Annotated in this window: 14 protein-coding genes; 3 read left to right on the plus strand and 11 right to left on the minus strand. The window is 71.2% G+C overall.

Going from position 1 to position 15814, the window contains the following annotated elements; genetic code table 11:
* Positions 1 to 50 precede the first annotated feature (50 nt).
* Complete coding sequence (locus J5Y05_RS05610; RefSeq protein WP_210868672.1) at positions 51 to 506, plus strand: hypothetical protein; 456 nt, start codon at positions 51 to 53, stop codon at positions 504 to 506.
* 61 nt (positions 507 to 567) lie between these two features.
* Here J5Y05_RS05610 and phtC read toward each other — a convergent pair whose 3' ends face one another.
* Positions 568 to 1335: a 3,4-dihydroxyphthalate decarboxylase gene (phtC, locus tag J5Y05_RS05615; RefSeq protein WP_210868674.1), complete on the minus strand. Its 768-nt coding sequence runs from the start codon at positions 1333 to 1335 to the stop codon at positions 568 to 570.
* Positions 1336 to 1432: 97 nt separating this feature from the next.
* Here phtC and J5Y05_RS05620 point away from each other — a divergent pair, with 97 nt between their 5' ends.
* Together J5Y05_RS05620 and J5Y05_RS05625 are read left to right on the plus strand one after the other, a co-directional pair.
* A complete protein-coding gene (locus J5Y05_RS05620) occupies positions 1433 to 2218 on the plus strand; it encodes a FadR/GntR family transcriptional regulator (protein WP_210868676.1) in 786 nt (261 codons plus the stop codon).
* Between the two features lie 121 nt (positions 2219 to 2339).
* A complete protein-coding gene (locus J5Y05_RS05625) occupies positions 2340 to 3350 on the plus strand; it encodes a cupin domain-containing protein (protein WP_210868678.1) in 1011 nt (336 codons plus the stop codon).
* A 73-nt stretch (positions 3351 to 3423) separates the two neighbouring features.
* Here the strand turns inward: J5Y05_RS05625 and J5Y05_RS05630 are convergent, their stop codons facing one another.
* The 10 genes from J5Y05_RS05630 to J5Y05_RS05675 form a co-directional block, all read right to left on the minus strand.
* Complete coding sequence (locus tag J5Y05_RS05630; protein ID WP_210868680.1) at positions 3424 to 4311, minus strand: AAA family ATPase; 888 nt, start codon at positions 4309 to 4311, stop codon at positions 3424 to 3426.
* Positions 4312 to 4327: 16 nt separating this feature from the next.
* On the minus strand, positions 4328 to 5395 hold the full coding sequence (locus tag J5Y05_RS05635; RefSeq protein WP_210868682.1) for a cupin domain-containing protein: 1068 nt from the start codon (positions 5393 to 5395) through the stop codon (positions 4328 to 4330).
* 42 nt (positions 5396 to 5437) lie between these two features.
* Positions 5438 to 6667 (minus strand): MFS transporter, encoded by a 1230-nt coding sequence (locus J5Y05_RS05640; protein WP_210868684.1) that lies wholly within the window; start codon positions 6665 to 6667, stop codon positions 5438 to 5440.
* 3 nt (positions 6668 to 6670) lie between these two features.
* Complete coding sequence (locus tag J5Y05_RS05645) at positions 6671 to 7807, minus strand: ABC transporter ATP-binding protein (protein WP_210868686.1); 1137 nt, start codon at positions 7805 to 7807, stop codon at positions 6671 to 6673.
* 18 nt (positions 7808 to 7825) lie between these two features.
* Positions 7826 to 9631 (minus strand): ABC transporter permease, encoded by a 1806-nt coding sequence (locus J5Y05_RS05650; RefSeq protein WP_210868688.1) that lies wholly within the window; start codon positions 9629 to 9631, stop codon positions 7826 to 7828.
* 6 nt (positions 9632 to 9637) lie between these two features.
* On the minus strand, positions 9638 to 10747 hold the full coding sequence (locus J5Y05_RS05655; protein WP_210868690.1) for an ABC transporter substrate-binding protein: 1110 nt from the start codon (positions 10745 to 10747) through the stop codon (positions 9638 to 9640).
* 37 nt (positions 10748 to 10784) lie between these two features.
* On the minus strand, positions 10785 to 11888 hold the full coding sequence (locus tag J5Y05_RS05660) for an ABC transporter substrate-binding protein (RefSeq protein WP_210868692.1): 1104 nt from the start codon (positions 11886 to 11888) through the stop codon (positions 10785 to 10787).
* A gap of 255 nt (positions 11889 to 12143) precedes the next feature.
* On the minus strand, positions 12144 to 13742 hold the full coding sequence (locus J5Y05_RS05665; RefSeq protein WP_210868694.1) for an ethanolamine ammonia-lyase reactivating factor EutA: 1599 nt from the start codon (positions 13740 to 13742) through the stop codon (positions 12144 to 12146).
* Positions 13743 to 13777: 35 nt separating this feature from the next.
* Complete coding sequence (locus J5Y05_RS05670) at positions 13778 to 14908, minus strand: cupin domain-containing protein (RefSeq protein ID WP_210868696.1); 1131 nt, start codon at positions 14906 to 14908, stop codon at positions 13778 to 13780.
* Positions 14909 to 15007: 99 nt separating this feature from the next.
* On the minus strand, positions 15008 to 15772 hold the full coding sequence (locus J5Y05_RS05675) for a 2,3-bisphosphoglycerate-dependent phosphoglycerate mutase (RefSeq protein ID WP_210868698.1): 765 nt from the start codon (positions 15770 to 15772) through the stop codon (positions 15008 to 15010).
* Positions 15773 to 15814 lie beyond the last annotated feature (42 nt).

Genomic DNA, 15814 nt, shown 5'->3' on the forward strand with positions numbered 1-15814 from the left:
TAGAGGACGAACGGGCAGGGGAGCGCGAAGTGAGCGGGGAGCGGCCGGAGATGACGACGACATGGGGACTGATCGTCGAAACCACCGTGGGTTTCAGGGAACGCAAGCACACCGAGGCGTACGTGGTGGCCCACTTCACCGGATCGCGCGAGGAGGCGCTCGCGGAGCTGGAGCGCCGGGCACGACGGCACACACCCGAGCACCCCATGAGCCCCAAGCGCCGTCGGCTCCTGCGGTGGAGTGACGGGTTCCTGCTCGTCGTGGACGGGGCGTGGCAGTCGTTCGTCACCCGGTTCACGGTGGCGGAGCTGCTGGAGGACTCCGACGCGCCCAGTGCCCCGGACCCCGCGGCGGCGGAGGAGCCGGCCGCGCCCGTCGCCCCGGAACCGGTGACGGCGGAGAAGCCGAGCGCGGCAGCGGCCGGGCCCGCGGAACAGCAGGACGAGTGGTACGCGGACGGAGTCCCGGTCAAACCGGCCTGGCTGGGCCGCAAGGACCTGCCATAGCGGCCCCAGCCGACGTCCCGGCTCTCCCAGCGGTACCCGCGCCAGGCCGGTGCCGGGCCACTCAGGCCCGCAAAGGTGTCCCGGGGCCTTCGTGTTCGGCTCGGGTTGTGAGGTGGCGCCACATCGAGGTGACGGTGAACGCCGGGCCGAGGTCCGGTAGTTCGTCGATGTCCTCGTCGGGTACGGGGCGCAGGGGGGCGCCGGTGGCGGTGACGGCCAGCATCGTGCGGGCCAGGGAGTCCACCGCCACCGCCCGGGTCACGGCTTCCGCGACGGCGTGGGCGGGGTCGCCGGTGCCGACGGCGACGAGTCCGTGGCCCCGCAGCACCACGACCGGGCGGTCCCCGAGCGTGGCCGTCATCTCCTCGGCCAGGTCGCGCCGGCGGATCAGGGCCGAGCGGGGCCAGACGGGGATGCCGTCGTGCGCGAGCCGGGCGGCCGGGATGTCGTACGCACCGGTGAGGGGGAGCCAGGGCAGGTCCGCCACGGAGGCCGCGACCACGGCGGGCGGGTGGGCGTGCACCACGGCGGTGACCTCCGGCCGTGACCGCATGATCTCCGTGTGGATGGGCAGCTCGCTCGGCGTCTTCCAGCCGGAGGGGACCGTACCGGTGCCGTCGAGGGAGACCTGTCGCACGTCGTCGACGACGGTGAAGGCGAGTCCCCGCTCCGCGGGCCCGCGTCCGCGGACCAGGAGGCCGTCGGGGCCGGTCCGGGCGCTGACATGGCCCAGGATGTGCTCGACGAGGCCGGTGACGGCGAGCACCCGGCAGGCGACGGCCGACGCGTTCTCGCAGGGCTTCGTAGGGCTCCATCCGGCTTCGCCCACCCCTTGGATGCGTCGCGTCGATAGGTCTGTTGGTATGACTTTAAGCCATTGTGATGAGAGGCGTCAATGAGGCGGCAAGGCGTGGGACAATGCGCACATGCAACCGCGACCCAGCCAGGCTCAGCGCGCTGAGACCGGAGCCGAGAACCGCGCCAAGCCGGCCTCCCCGGCCGGAGGGCTGTTCAAGACGGTCTCCTCCAGCCGTGTCTCTCAGCTGATCGTCGACCAGATCCGGACGCTCCTGAGGGAGGAGCGGCTCCAGCCCGGTGACCGGCTGCCGAGTGAGCGTGATCTGTGCACACAGTTCGGCGTGAGCCGGGTGACCGTGCGGGAGGCGCTGCGCAGCCTGGAGGCCAGTGGGCTGGTCGAGATCCGGCTCGGCGCCCGGGGCGGATCGTTCGTGACGTCGCCGTCCTCCCGCCGGGTCGGCGAAGGACTCGCCGACCTGCTGTCGCTGTCGCCGGTGACCGCCGCGGAGGTCACCGAGTCCCGCCTCGTGTTCGAGCTGGGCATCGTGCCGCTCATCGTCGAACGCGCCACCGAGGAGGACCTCGACGCGCTCCGCGCCCTGTGCGACCAGCACGCCGAGGCGATCGAGCAGGGCACGTACACCATGGAGATGTCCGCGGACTTCCACACCCGGGTCGCCGCGTGCACGCACAACGCCGCGATCGAGATGCTGGTGCAGTCCTTCCATGGTCCGCTGCTGATGAGCCTGCGCGAGGCGCAGAGCATCGAGCCGCAGATGGGGCAGCACGGATCGAAGGAGCACCGCGGCTTCGTCGAGGCCATCGCCGCGCGCGACGCGGAAAAGGCGACGGAGATCATGCGCACCCATCTGAAGCGGACCGCGTCCCGGGTGAAGGGCGACGGCCGGAAGTAGCCGGTCCGAGAGCGCCGAGCCCCGGGCCCGATCGGGTCCGGGGCTCTTTTGTGCCACGACTGAAGGCATTATGGTTAGACCATAAGGCGTTTAGAGCGCTTCGGGCAGCACAGGAGGCAGCATGGGCAAGAAGGGACGAGTCTTCGTCCGCGGTCTGACCTCGGAGACGTACGGGCTCGACGACTTCCGGCGGAGGCAACTCGCCGTCGAGCGGGTCCGCGACGACTCCGTGGTCGTCGACGACGCGAAGGTGGGCCACTCGGGCGACAGCGAGAAGTCCCGGACATGGTGGAGGGTGGGACCGGGCGACGAGGACTTCCTCACCCAGACGATCCAGGTCCACTTCGTCGAACTGCCGCCCCGGTCCAGCAACCACGGACACGGCCACCAGAACGAGGCGGCGTTCTACATCCTCCGGGGCCGCGGCTACGAGATCCACGACGACCAGCGCTACGACTGGAACGCGGACGACCTCGTCTTCGTCCACACCGACTCGGTGCACCGCCACTTCAACCCCTACGACGAGACCGCCACCGCCCTGGTGGTGAAGGCCAAGAGCACCTGGATGTTCATGGGCCTGCTCCAGCAGGGGCGCAGCGGCCCGGTCGAGCGGGAGGCCGAGTTCGGGCCCCGCGAGGACTGGTCGCGGATCTGGACCCCCGGCGTCGGGGACCGCAAGAAGGTCATCGGCCCGGCCGACACCACCTGGGAGGACACCCCGCTCGGCCGGGTGCGGGTGATGTCCTCGCCCGAACGCACCGACGCCCGCATCTTCTCCGTCGACGCCTTCGAACTCGACATCCCGGCCGGCAGTTGTTCGGGCAAGTACTGGAAGATGGCCGACGAGGTGTTCTACGTCCTCGAAGGCGGCGGGTACGCCCTCCAGTGGGAGGTCGAGGCGGAGATCGCCGAGAAGTACTACGCGCGGATCGCCAAGGAACCGACCCGGCACGAGATCACCCAGGGCGACACGCTGTACGTGCCGCAGAACCACGTCTGCCGGCTCTTCGCCCACGACGGCACCCCCCTGCGCGTGCTGTCGGCGCAGAACCGCGTCTTCAAGCACCTCGGCTACGACACGGTGCACTTCATGGAGGACGCCCCCGAGTACCAGGGCGCGCGGCACGCCTGACGGACCGGGACACCGCGGCCCCACACCCTTCCGGCAGGGTGTGGGGCCGGGGCCGTGCCGTCCGCGCGGCGCTTCAGGGGCGTGGCGCCGCGGCCTCCTCCGCGGCGGCGACGAGGTCCTCGACGCTCAGCCGGGCCGGCTCCCGGGCCGTCTCCAGGCGCAGGGCGAGCGCCCCGTGCACGGTCTTGCGGATACGGCGTCCGTCGAGGCCGGCCAGGAGCGCGCCCACCCGCCGGTGCACCGCCGGGTCCTCGGCCAGTGCGGCCAGTTCGGGCCACTGCGCGGCCAGGGCGCGCAGCGAGTCGGCCACGATCAGCGGGACCACCGACTCCTCGGGCAGCCCGGTGCGCACGACGAGGTCGGCGCGGGAGAGGAACGCCTCGTCGACGGCGTCGGCGAAGTTCGTCGTCACGACGAGCAGTGTGCCGGGGCGCGCGGCCCGCAACGCGTCCAGGCCGCTGAGCACCGCGTCCGTGGCCCGGTGCACGTCGACCGGGTTGGTGTCGAAGGACGCCGCGTGACGCCGTACGGCCAGGGCCTCCACCTCGTCGACGAGGACCAGGGTGTGCGGCCTGCGCGCGGCCAGCTCGGGGAGCGTCTCGCGGAACAGGCGGGAGACGGAGCGCTGGCTCTCGCCCAGCAGCTCGCTGGGAAAGGCGTGCGGATCGACCTCGACCAGCGTCGTCGCCCCGTGCGGGGCCAGGGTGCGGGCCGCGGCCTGCGCGAGCCCCTGGGCCAGTGTCGTCTTGCCGGTGCCGGGCGGTCCGGCCAGCACCACCAGACCGTGCGGTGCCACGGGCGAACCCGCGAGCCGCCGCCCGTGCCGGAGCACGAGGACGGCGGTCGCCAGCAGCCTCTCCTTGACCCGCGGATCGATGATCACCGAGTCCCAGGGGCCGTCGTGGTGGTCCGAGGGCAGCGCGTGGAGACCGGCGACGCCGTGCGGCAGTGCGGTGCTCACCGCGTGTCGCCCCCGTTCACGGCCACGTGGGGCGGGTGAGCGCCGGCCAGCGGATCGTCGACGGATCGCCTGCCTGGGCGTCACGGATGTGGTCCGGCGGCTCCTCGAACAGCACCAGCGGATCGCACAGGGCGCGCATCGTCTCCAGCAGGCTGTCGAACATGTGGACGCGCACCACCTTGGCCGTGGCGTCGGGCGTGGTGTTGATGTGCTGGTGCCACAGGAAGTGGTCGACGACGATGATGTCGCCCTTCTTCCACGGGTGCCGCTCGCCGCCCTCCGGCTCGGCGCCCAGGTAGCTCTCGCCCGCGCCCTCGACGACGTACAGCCACGCCTCGCCCGGATGCCGGTGCATCGACTGGGCCCGGCCCGGACCGATCTCGAACATGGCCATGGTGATGCCGGACGCCTGGTAGCCGATGGCGCGGTCCAGCAGGAAGGTGGTCCGGGTGCCGCGCGGGGTGTTGCGCAGCTCCAGCTCGTCCCAACTGGTGTGCAGCCGGCCCGAGCGGCGGGCCTCCTGGTCGCGGGCGAGCCGCCGCAGCCGCGTGGCGTACGGATCGGCGCCGTCCCGGCCCGGTGAGAACGGCGGCCGGGGCGGCAGTTCGGAGACGGGGGTGTGGCCCGCGTCCTCGATGGCCGCCATGCCCATCGTCTCCAGCAGCGGCGCGCTGGAGAAGGTGAGGCAGCGCGTCGTGGTGGCGCCGTCGTTGCCGCTGCGGTGCCAGGCCCAGGCCGGCAGGTGCAGGGAGTCGCCCGGCCCCCAGTCGACGCGCCGGCCGTCGATCTCGGTCCAGCCCCAGCCGGCCACCACGAACACCATGGCGTCCCAGGAGTGCCGGTGCACCGTGGTCACGGTCCCCGGGTCCATCTCGTGGGCCAGGGCGTCCATGGTCCGGGTCGGCCGGTCGCCGTCGGCGCCCACGTAGACCCCCACGCGGCTGCCCCGCTCGGTGGGGTGCATCACGACGTCGTCGACGGACACGACGGTGCGGTGGTTCCGCCGCCACTCCTCGATGAAGGCGGCACGCCGGCGTTTCTGTACGTGGTAGTGGGTGACCTCGGTCGTGGTGTGCGTACTCAAGCGTGTCTCCCAACGGGTTGTGGTGTCACGGGAGTCGGAGGATCAGGAGGTGGTCTTCCGGACCGTCGGCACGGTGTAGTCGCGCACCGTGCGGCTGCGGAGCGCGCTCGCGCCCGACACGGCCGCCGGCACCAGACCGCCGAGGGTCAGGGCCAGGACCGGGCCGAGGGCGCCGGCCGCCAGGCCCATCAGCGAGTCGCCGATCGCCGGGCCGCCGCGCGAGCACATCTGGTAGATGGCCGAGACCCGGCCGCGCAGCGCGTCGGGCGTCTCGACCTGGACCGCGGCATGGCGGACGGTGGTGGCGACCGCGTCCGCCGCCCCCAGGGCGAGGGCCATGACGAGCGCCACGGGGAAGGCGCGTGACTGCGCCAGCCCCACCACGGCCAGCCCGTAGGCGACCGTGCCCCACAGCACGATCCGTCCGGCGCGTGCCGTGCGCACCAGCCGGAACACCCAGACCGAGCCGATCAGCGCGCCGGCCGAGGGCGCCGAGGAGAGCAGCCCGTAGCCGGTGGCGCCCACGTGCAGGACATCGGCGGCGAAGGCGGGCAGCAGCACCCGGTAGGCGCCGAACACCGTGGCCGTCATGTCCAGGCCCATCAACTGCCAGACCACGGGCCGGTCCGACACGTACCGCACGCCCTCGCGCAGGCCGCCCGGCAGCGACCGCCGTCGGCTCTCGCCGGCCGGCGGCGGCACCCGCAGCAGGGCGAGGGCGACGATCAGCACGGCGTAGGTGACCGTGTCGAAGACGTACACCGCCCCCGGCCCGCCGACGGCGATCAGGACGCCCGCGAAGGCGGGCCCCACCAGGACCGCCAGCTCGCGCGAGGGGTTGAGCAGCGCGAACGCCTCGACGAGCCGTTCGCGCGGCACCATGGCGGGGATCAGCGCCTGCCGGGCGGGCTGGTCGAAGGTCGCGGCGGCCGTCGCCAGCAGCGACGTGACCACGACCGACCACACCGTGGCGGCGCCCGCCAGGGTGATCGCGGCCAGGGCCGCCGACACCACCAGGGCGACGGCCTGCGTGGCCTGGAGGAGGCGGCGCCGGTCCAGCCGGTCGGCGTAGATCCCGCCGACCGGTGACAGGACCAGCAGCGCCACCGCCTGGGCGAGGCCCACGAGCCCCACCTGGGCGGTGGAGCCGCTGAGTTGGTAGACCTGGTAGAGGTTGGCGGCGACGGCGCCCCGGGTCCCGATCTGGGAGAGGACGACGCCGCCCCAGTAGAGGGTGAAGTCCCGGTTGCGCAGTACCTCGGGTATCGCCATCGGTCAGTCGACCGGGACGAGGGTCACCTTGTCCGGGGGGACCGAGAAGTACACCTCGGTGCCCGGCGCGATCGACAGGTTGGGATTGGAGCGGTTGCGGATCTCCAGGTCGCCGACGCCGACGATGTGGTCGACGACGTCGCCCATGAAGGCGCGGGTGAGGACCGTGCCCGCCCACTCGTTGGGCACGTCGCCCCGCCGCTCGCGGGACAGGTCGACGCACTCGGGGCGCACGGAGATGAGCACGGTGTCGCCCGCCGCGGGCGGCGCCTCCACCCCGCGGGCCAGGAGGCGGCCCTGTGCCGTGTCGACCGCCACCTCGTCGCCCGTCACCGAGACGACCTTGGCCTCCATGAAGTTGGAGGTGCCGATGAACTCGGCGACGAACCGTGTGGCCGGTTTGGTGTAGATCTCGCGGGGCTTGCCGATCTGCTCGATACGGCCCTTGTTCATCACGGCGATGCGGTTCGACATCACCAGGGCCTCGGACTGGTCGTGCGTCACGTAGATCGCGGTGAGGTTCAGCTCCCGCTGGAGCCGCTTGAGTTCGAAACGCATCGACTCGCGCAGCTTCGCGTCGAGGTTGGAGAGGGGTTCGTCCAGCAGCATCAGATCGGGCCGGGTCACCAGCGCGCGGGCCAGGGCCAGGCGCTGCTGCTGGCCGCCGGAGAGCTTGGTGGCCGGCCGGGAGGAGTAGGCGCCCAGTTCGGTGACCTCCAGGGCCTGTCCCACCCGGTCCTCGATCTCCTTGCGGCCGGGCCGCTTGGCGCGGGGCATCACCTCCAGCGGGAACGACACGTTCTTGAAGACCGACAGGTGCGGCCAGATGGCGTACGACTGGAAGACCATGCCGAGCCCGCGCCGGTTGGCGTGCACGTTGACGCCGTGGTCGGAGTCGAACAGGACGGTGCCGCCGAGCGTCACCCGGCCCTCCGTCGGGCGTTCCAGGCCCGCCACGGCGCGCAGGGTGGTGGTCTTTCCGCAGCCGGACGGGCCGAGCAGGGTGAACAACTCGCCCTCGTGCACCTCGAAGTCGACCCCGCCGACGGCGTACACACGCGTGCCCTGGTCGGACTTGCGCTTGGCGGAGCGCCCCGAGGTGTCGTCGTAGCTCTTCTTGAGGGATTCGACCGTCAACATCGCTGAAGGTCCCTTCGGTCAGTTCGCGGAGTCGCTCTGCAGCCCGAAGCGGGCACCCAGGCGGTAGGCAACGGAGACGAGGAGGACGAGCAGGGCGACCATGCAGACGCCCAGCGCGGCCAGGGTGGTGAACTGGCCGTTCTCGAACTGCTCCCAGATCAGCACCGACAGCACCTCCTTGCCGGGGCTGTAGAGGAGGATGGTGCTGGACAGCTCGCGGAAGGAGACGACCAGGATGTAGACCCAGCCGGCCAGGATGCCGCCGCTCATCAGGGGCAGCAGCACCCGGCGGAAGGTCTGGAACCAGGAGGCGCCCGAGACCGCGGCCGACTCCTCCAGCTCGGGCGACATCTGCGCCATCGCGGACGAGGCGTAGCGCATGCCGTACGGCAGGTACCGCGTGCAGTAGGAGATCAGCAGGATCAGCAGCGTGCCGTAGATCGGCAGCGGCATCCGCAGGTACACGAAGGACAGCGCGAGGCCGAGGACGAGTCCGGGGATCACGATGGGCGTGAAGGCGAGCAGGTCGAGCACGCGTCGCCCGGGGGCCTTGGTGCGCAGCACGACCCAGGCGACGATCGCGGCCAGGAACATCACGGCCGTCGCCGCGCCGATGCCGACGATGAGCGAGTTCTTCAGCGCGGTGAACGCCAGCGGCATGGTGAAGACGGCGCGGTAGTTGTCCAGCGTGAGCCGGCCGAGGGTCTTGCTGGTCGGTGCGGTGTAGTACTTCAGCAGCGAGGCGTAGACGAGGACGCCGACCGGCAGGATCACCGTGACCAGGAAGTACAGGATCACCCCCGCGCCCACGTACGGCCGCGCCCGGCCCAGCTCGACGGGGCGGGGCCGGAACGCCTTGCCGCCGACGGTCTGGAAGTTGCGCGAGGACCGCTGGAGCCAACCGGAGAGCAGCACCCCCATCGCCGCGATGACCAGCAGGCCGATGGCGTAGGCGCCGGCGGCCCCGTAGTCGATGGGGTAGGCCCGCAGGACGAAGTAGATCCGGCTGGTGAAGACGTAGATGCCGTTCTGGAGTCCGAGCAGTCCCGGCACCTCGAAGCTCTCCAGGGACTGGACGAACATCAGCAGGGCCGCGGAGATCATCGCCGGCCGCAGCAGGGGTACGGTGATCCGCCGCAGGACCGTGAGCCGGCTCGCCCCCGACATGGCGGCGGACTCCTCCAGCGAGGGGTCCATCGCCCGGAAGGCGGCCACCATCAGCAGGAACGTCACCGGGGCGAGGTGCAGTCCCTGCACCCAGATCATGCCCCAGACGCTGTAGATGTTGATGGGGGAGGAGCCGAACAGGGGCTTGAAGAGGAGGGAGTTGAGCAGCCCGGTCGACGGGTCGCCGAGGAAGATCCACGATGTCGAGTAGAGGATGCCGGGCACGATGAGCGGTACCAGCGACGCCGCGAAGAACAGCCCCTTGAACGGGGTGTCCGTCCGTACCTGCACATAGGCCAGAGCGGTGCCCAGGGTGAGCGCCAGGGCCGCCGAACCGACGGCGAACCAGAGCGAGTTGAGCAGCATCTGGCCGGCCTGGGAGTTGCCGCCGTAGGCCCGTGCGAAGGCGTCGAGGGAGACGCCGCTCCCGCCGGAGCCGAGGAAGGTGTCGTGGACCAGGTAGCCCAGGGGCACGAGGGCGAGGTAGCCGACCACGACCACCGCGACGCCGACCAGCAGGCCCTGGAAGGACAACGGCCGCCGCAGCAGGCGCAGAAGCCGGTCGACCGGTTTGTTCTCACCCGGTCGCGGCGCGGGTCCCGGCCGGGACGCGGGGTCGTCGTCCCGCGAGGTCGTGGACGTGGAGGCGAGGGTCATCGGCGGTCACTTCCCCGCCGTGCCGGCGCCGCGCAGCAGCGCGTCGTACTTCTTGTCCCAGGTGGCGGCTTCGTCGCTGAGGCCCTCGACGTCGAAGGGGGCGAGGGTCAGGCCGCGCAGGCTCTCGTCGCCGGGCACCTTCGTCGACGGGGTGAGCTTGAGCTTGACCAGTTCCTTCTGCCCGTCGGTGAGCAGCCAGTGGTAGAAGAGCCAGGCGGCGGCGGGGTGCTTGGCGTTCTTGACCATGCCGACGCCGTTGGGCCGGGCGAAGGCCGGTATCTTCGACACCCCGCCGCGGGGCAGGTGCGTGACGGGGGCGCCCTTATCGGCGGCGCGGTCCGTGATGTACGTGTAGTTCATCGCCTCGATCGCCGACTGGCCGGCGGAGAGGAACTGGATCATCGTCGTATGGCCCTTGGCCACCTTGGAGTTGGCCGCGATGTCCTTCCACAGCGCGTCCACCTCCGCCTGCGACTTGCCGTGGGCCAGCCAGTACTTGGTGACGTTCGCGTACCAGTCGCTGTCGCTGACCTCCAGGGTGAGCTTGCCCTTGTACTTGGGCAGTGCGAGGTCCTCCCAGCTCTGCGGCTCGTCGGCCGGTTTGATCAGCTCGGTGTTCCAGGCGGGCTGGAAGACGTTGAGGCGGCTCGCCGTCCACTGCGGGAACTTGTGGGCGGAGCCGACCTTGTCGAGGGCCGAGCCGTTGAAGTCCGCGAGGAGGCCGTTGTCGGCCAGGACGGCCATCTCCGCGAAGTTGGTCTCCACCGTGTCGGCGCCGGCCTTGCCGGCCTGCGACTCCTGGAGGGCCCGTTGCAGCACGGTCTCGGAGTTGCCGCGGAAGACGCTGACGCGGATGCCGTACTTCTTCTCGAATGCCTGCGCGATCGGTGTGGCGATGTCCGCGGTCATCGAGGTGTACAGCGAGAGGGTTCTGCCCTCCTTCCGGGCGAGTTCCCGGGCCTTGTCGACCTGTTGGTCCTTGGGGAGGGCGGCGATCTGCGCGTAGGTTCCGTCGGCCTGGGGCTCGGACGCTGCGGTGACGGCGCTGCCGCACCCGGTGGTGGCGGCCGCGACGAGCAGGCCGGCCAGGGCGAGGGTGGTGTTACGGGTCCTCATGTGGTGCTCCTGGGAAGGGGCGGGAAGGGAAGTGCGGTCAACCCGCCGTGGGCACGCCGCGCAGGAGCGCGTCGTAGGCGGTGTTCCATTTCACGGTGTCGTTCTCGGCGGTCTTCGAGAGGCTGTAGGTGGTGGTGCCCGCCGGGACGGGCTCCTCGTAGCCGGGCACGTCCTCGGCCGCCGGGATGCGCAGCGAACGGGCGATGATCTTCTGGCCCTCGGTGAGCACCCAGTCGGTCCACAGCAGGGCCGCGGCCGGATGGCGGGGGTGGGCCATCAGCGCGACGCCGTTGGGGCGCAGGATCACCGGCTCGACGGCGGGCCGCCACGCCACGGGCGCCCCCTTCTTCGCCGCCTTGTCGACGGTGTGGCTGTAGACCGAGAGGGCCACGGCGAACTGGCCCGCGCTGAGCAGTTCGCCCTGGACCGTGTGGCCCTTGACCACCTTGACATTGGCGGCGATCTTCTTGAAGAGGTCGTCCGCGTCGGAAGGGCTCATGCCCTTCTCCTCGGTGAGGTAGGTGTGGATCGAGGCGTACCAGTCCCAGTCGCCGACCTCGACGGAGAGCCTGCCCTTCCACTTCGGGTCGGCGAAGTCGGTGATGTCGCGGGGCTCCTCGCCCGCCCGGACCTGGTCGGTGTTCCAGCCCACCACGAAGGCGTTGAACCGTTCGGCCGTCCAGCCGCCGAGGTTCTTCGCGGCGTCCTTCAGGCCGGCCTCGGCGGGCCCCTGGTAGGGGTGGAGCAGGTGCTGCGCGTCCAGGGCCCGCAGTTCGAGGTCGTTGGTGTCCATGACGTCGTTCTGCGGCTTGTTCGCCTGGTTCTCCTGCGAGGCCCGCTGAAGAACCGTTTCCGAATTGGCGCGGAAGGCGTTGACCTCGATGCCCGGGTAGGCGTTCCGGAACCCGTCGACGAGATCCTGGATGTCGGTGTTGGAGGTGTAGAGGTCCACCGCCCCGCCCTCGCTGCGGGCGGCGGCGAGCAGTGTGTCCGTGCGTTCCTTTCCGGTGAGGGTCTCGTAGGCGGCGTAGGGGTTGTCGCCGGGCGCGGAGCCCGTCGTGCCCGCCGTCGGCGAGGTGCCGCAGCCGCCGAGCAGGAGGGCGCCGGCCAGGAGGCCGACGGGGAGAGCACCTTGACGCATCGCACACTCCTTGGACGAGGCGGATGGCTCGTGGGGCGGACGGAGGGGCACAGGCGGTGGGGGAGGTGTGCTCGCGCCGACGGTGGGGTGTCGCGTCGTCGGCCAGGCGGCGCGTGGCCGCGTTCGCTTCCGTCCGAGTGCCGGGTCCCTGCATGAAACAGCAGTTGGGTATGATGGTCTAACCATCGGACAGGAGCTTTACTCTACTGTTACGGCGCGGAACGGAGCGGCCGCGCCCCTGGCGTCACACCGGCCTCACGCCGACGCGGGATGCCGGCCGGGGTCGTCCATGCCGAAGACGAGGGACTTGATCGTGACCGGCACCGTGCGGGAGGGGAAGCGGACCCGCCCGATGTCGACGTAGTCGAAGTCCCGCAGGCTCAGCCCGTCGATGACGAGGAGATCCGCGGTGACGTCCAGCTCCTCGCGCAGCAGCCGGCCGAGCGTGAGGGCCACGTCCCCGTCGAGCACCACGTACAACGGCCGTCCCCGCGCGAACCGTTCGGCGAGCGCGTCCCGGACGCCACGGGCGAAGGGCAGCAGCCGGGCGTGGCTCGGCGGCCCGCTCCACGTCAGGGCCAGGGCGATGTCGGCGCCCGTCTGTGCCACGTCGAGGGCGACGAGTCGCTGCCGGATCGCGGCTTCGATCATCGCCGGGTCGACGCTCTCCCCGAGGTCGTACACCGGCCTGAGCACCTGGAGGTTGCGGCGTGGCAGCAGCGCGTCGGGATCGGAGACGAACCCGGTGTTGCCGCTGAGCTGGACGCTGTACTCCGAGGCGCCGAGGGCCGTGGCGCGGATGCACTCGCCCGGCGGCAGCAGCGGATACGGCAGCGCGCCGTCGTCCACCCGCCGCCGCACCGCGCGGCCCAGCCGCCGGCCGAGGTCGCCGAAGTCCGTGTCCTCCCGGCCGTACACGTACTCCGCGACCCCGCCGGAGAACATCACCCCGTCGACCGGGGCGAGTTCCGGCAGCGGATCGGTGAGGAAGAGCGCCCGGACGTCGTCGGGGAGCGGGTCCGCGGTGACGGCCAGGACCAGCGCGTCGGCCATCGCCCGTGCCACCCGGTCCAGTTCGTCGTCCCGGACCGTGTCGCCGGTCGCGCGGCCCGGCAGCCCGGCGCGCTCGGCGTGCAGCCGGCCGGCCGGATCGAGCCGCACGAGGCGTCCCCCGGCGTCGACCACCTGGAGCCGGCCGCCGATGTGCACGGCGGCGGTGGCCACCACGCGGCCCTGCTCCACCACGGCGAGTTTGGTGGTCCCGCCGCCGATGTCGACGTTGAGGATGCGCCGCCCGGTGTCGTACGACGCCTTCGCCGCGCCCGACCCGTAGGCGGCGAGCATGGCCTCCATGTGGTGGCCCGCGCTCGCGTTGACCAGCTCGCCCCCGCGCTCGGCGAGGACGCGGGCGATCGCCCGCGCGTTGCGGCGGCGCAGCGCCTCCCCGGTGAGGATCACGACGCCGGTGTCCACGGCGGCCGGATCGGCGCCCGCCTCCTCGTACGCCGCGTCGATGATCGCGCCCAGCGCCTCCGCGTCGATGTGCTCGTCGCTCGCGTAGGGCGTCAGTTCCACCGGGGAGCGGTGCAGGGTCTCCCGCCGCACCACGAGGTACCGGCTCGTGAGGTCCTCCCCGATGCGCCGCAGAAGCAGGCGGGAGAAGACCACCTGTGTTCCGGAGGAGCCGATGTCGATGCCGACGCTGTGCAGGGTGACGTTGTCCTGCTGCCAGATCGGGTTGTCCTGGAGCGTTCCCGCCGGGTCGTGGTCGTGATCGTGGTCGTGGTCGGGGAGGTACGCCGAATGAACCGTGCGCACTCCGTCGTCGTGATCGTGTTCTTCGGCGTGTCGCACGGTTCCCCGCTCCTTGCAGACGTCGATGTGCGGTGTCAGGCGGTGGAGTGCTCCGGCTTCGGCGGGAGCGTGGCCAGCTCCGCCTCGTAGACGGCGTCCATCTCGGGCTCCATGCCGTGCTTGGCCAGGGCCTCGCGGAACGTCTCGCGCACGTACGCGGACTCGTCGGCGTAGTCGATCTGGTCGCCGCCGACGCGCCGGCTGATCCATGCCTTGGGCACGCCCTGCGCGTTGCGCACGGAGACCACCTCGTGCTTGAAGGCGAGGTAACGGCCGGGCTCGGTACCGGTGTTGAAGTGCTGGTGGAACCACATGTTGGGCGGGACGATTAGCGTGCCCGGCCCCCACTCGTAGCGGCGGGGCTCCTCGCCCTCCGGCCACATCAGGCTGTAGCCCTCGCCGGAGAGGATGATGACGTGGGCGCCGGGGCCGTGCCGGTGCCCCTTCTTGTAGGTGGCCGTGGGGAATTGGGAGATGTGGCTGTTCATCGACCCCTTGGCCATGGCGAAGCGGATGTGCCCGCCGCCCGCGCCCCGCTCCTTCGCCTCGATCAGCGGCAGGTTGACGGCGTCCGCGACGAAGTTGGTGTCGAGGAGCAGGCCCTTCTGCTCGCCCCGGGGGGAGAAGTAGTCGGGCTCGCCGTTGAAGCGGTCCGGGAAGTCCCTCGGGGTGTCGAAGACGAACTCCGGGTCGTCGTAGAGGTTGAGGACGGGAGGCATGTTCGTCGAGGAGACGAAGCGGGCCGCCTTGCGTCCGGAGCCGTTGAAGTGCTGGTGCCGGGCGTTGAGCGGGATGGCGAACATCGAGCCGGCCTGCCACTCGAACGTGACCTCGGCCCCCGAGTCGTTCCAGACCTTCGTCGACCCCTGGCCTTCGAGGATGAGGATCATCTCCTCGAAGAGCTGGCGCTGCGGCGCGAGGGCGCCGCCCGCCGGTATCTCGCAGACGTAGCAGTCGTTGGAGGTGCGGGTGGCCTCGTGGTTGATGAAGACGCCCCGGCCGCCGCGCCGTTCCCACGGCTTCAGCTCGACGGTGCGCAGATCGGGAACGTAGTGGGCCGCGATGATGTCCAGCCCCTCGGCGGCGACCCACCGGGTGTAGGGAGAGTCCTTCTCCGTGGCGAACTTCGCCGCCAGGGAGTCGTTGACGAGTGCATCCTTGGCCATAGGGCGGCCCTTCCTGGTCGGCTGATGCGACATGACGTGCACTGACAGGGCGTGGGGGGTTGTGGATTGGTAGAACCATAAGTCCACTGTGAGAGGGCGTCAACGACTCGTACGCGATGATCGGAATCCCTCGGCGGCCACCTCCGCGGCTGCCGCGGAGGCCGCCCGCGGGTCCAGGTAGCCGCCTCCGCGCACCAGTGGCACCAGGTCCTCGCCGAGGTCGTACCGCAGGGGCATGGCCGTGGGGATGTTCAGGGCGGGCACCTCCTCGCGGCCGAGCCGGTCCAGATGGGCGACGAGGGCACGCAGTGAATTGCTGTGCGCGACGACCAGCGTGGTGCGGCCCGCGCGCAGGTCCGGCACCACGGCGTCGTTCCAGTACGGCAGCAGCCGGGCGGTGACGTCGGCGAGGGACTCGGTGCGCGGCAGGAGGTCGCGGGGCACCCCCGCGTACCGCGGGTCGTCCGACACGTCCCCCGGGGCGCCCTCGGCGACGGGCGGCGGGGCCGCGTCGTGGGAACGGCGCCAGAGCAGGAAGCGCTCCTCACCGAACTCCTCGCGGACCTCGCTCTTCTCCCGGCCCTGCAAGACCCCGTAGTGGCGTTCGTTGAGCCGCCAGTGGGCGTGGACCGGCACCCCGCGGCAGCCGGCGCCCCGCACGGCCAGGGTGGCGGTGTCGAGTGCCCGGGTCAGGACCGAGCTGTGCACCGCCTCGGGGACCAGGCGCGCGGCGCGCAGCAGTTCGCCGCACTCTTCGGCCTGGCGGGCGCCGCGCGGTGACAGGCCGACGTCGGCCCAGCCGGTGAACAGGTTCCTGGCGTTCCATGTGCTCTCGCCGTGGCGGAGCAGGATCAGCGTCCTCATGCCGCCGATTGTGATCGCGCGTCCCCTCTCTTGTTCAGGCTT

Source organism: Streptomyces tagetis (genome assembly GCF_018069565.1).
In the GTDB taxonomy this organism is placed as follows: domain Bacteria; phylum Actinomycetota; class Actinomycetes; order Streptomycetales; family Streptomycetaceae; genus Streptomyces; species Streptomyces tagetis.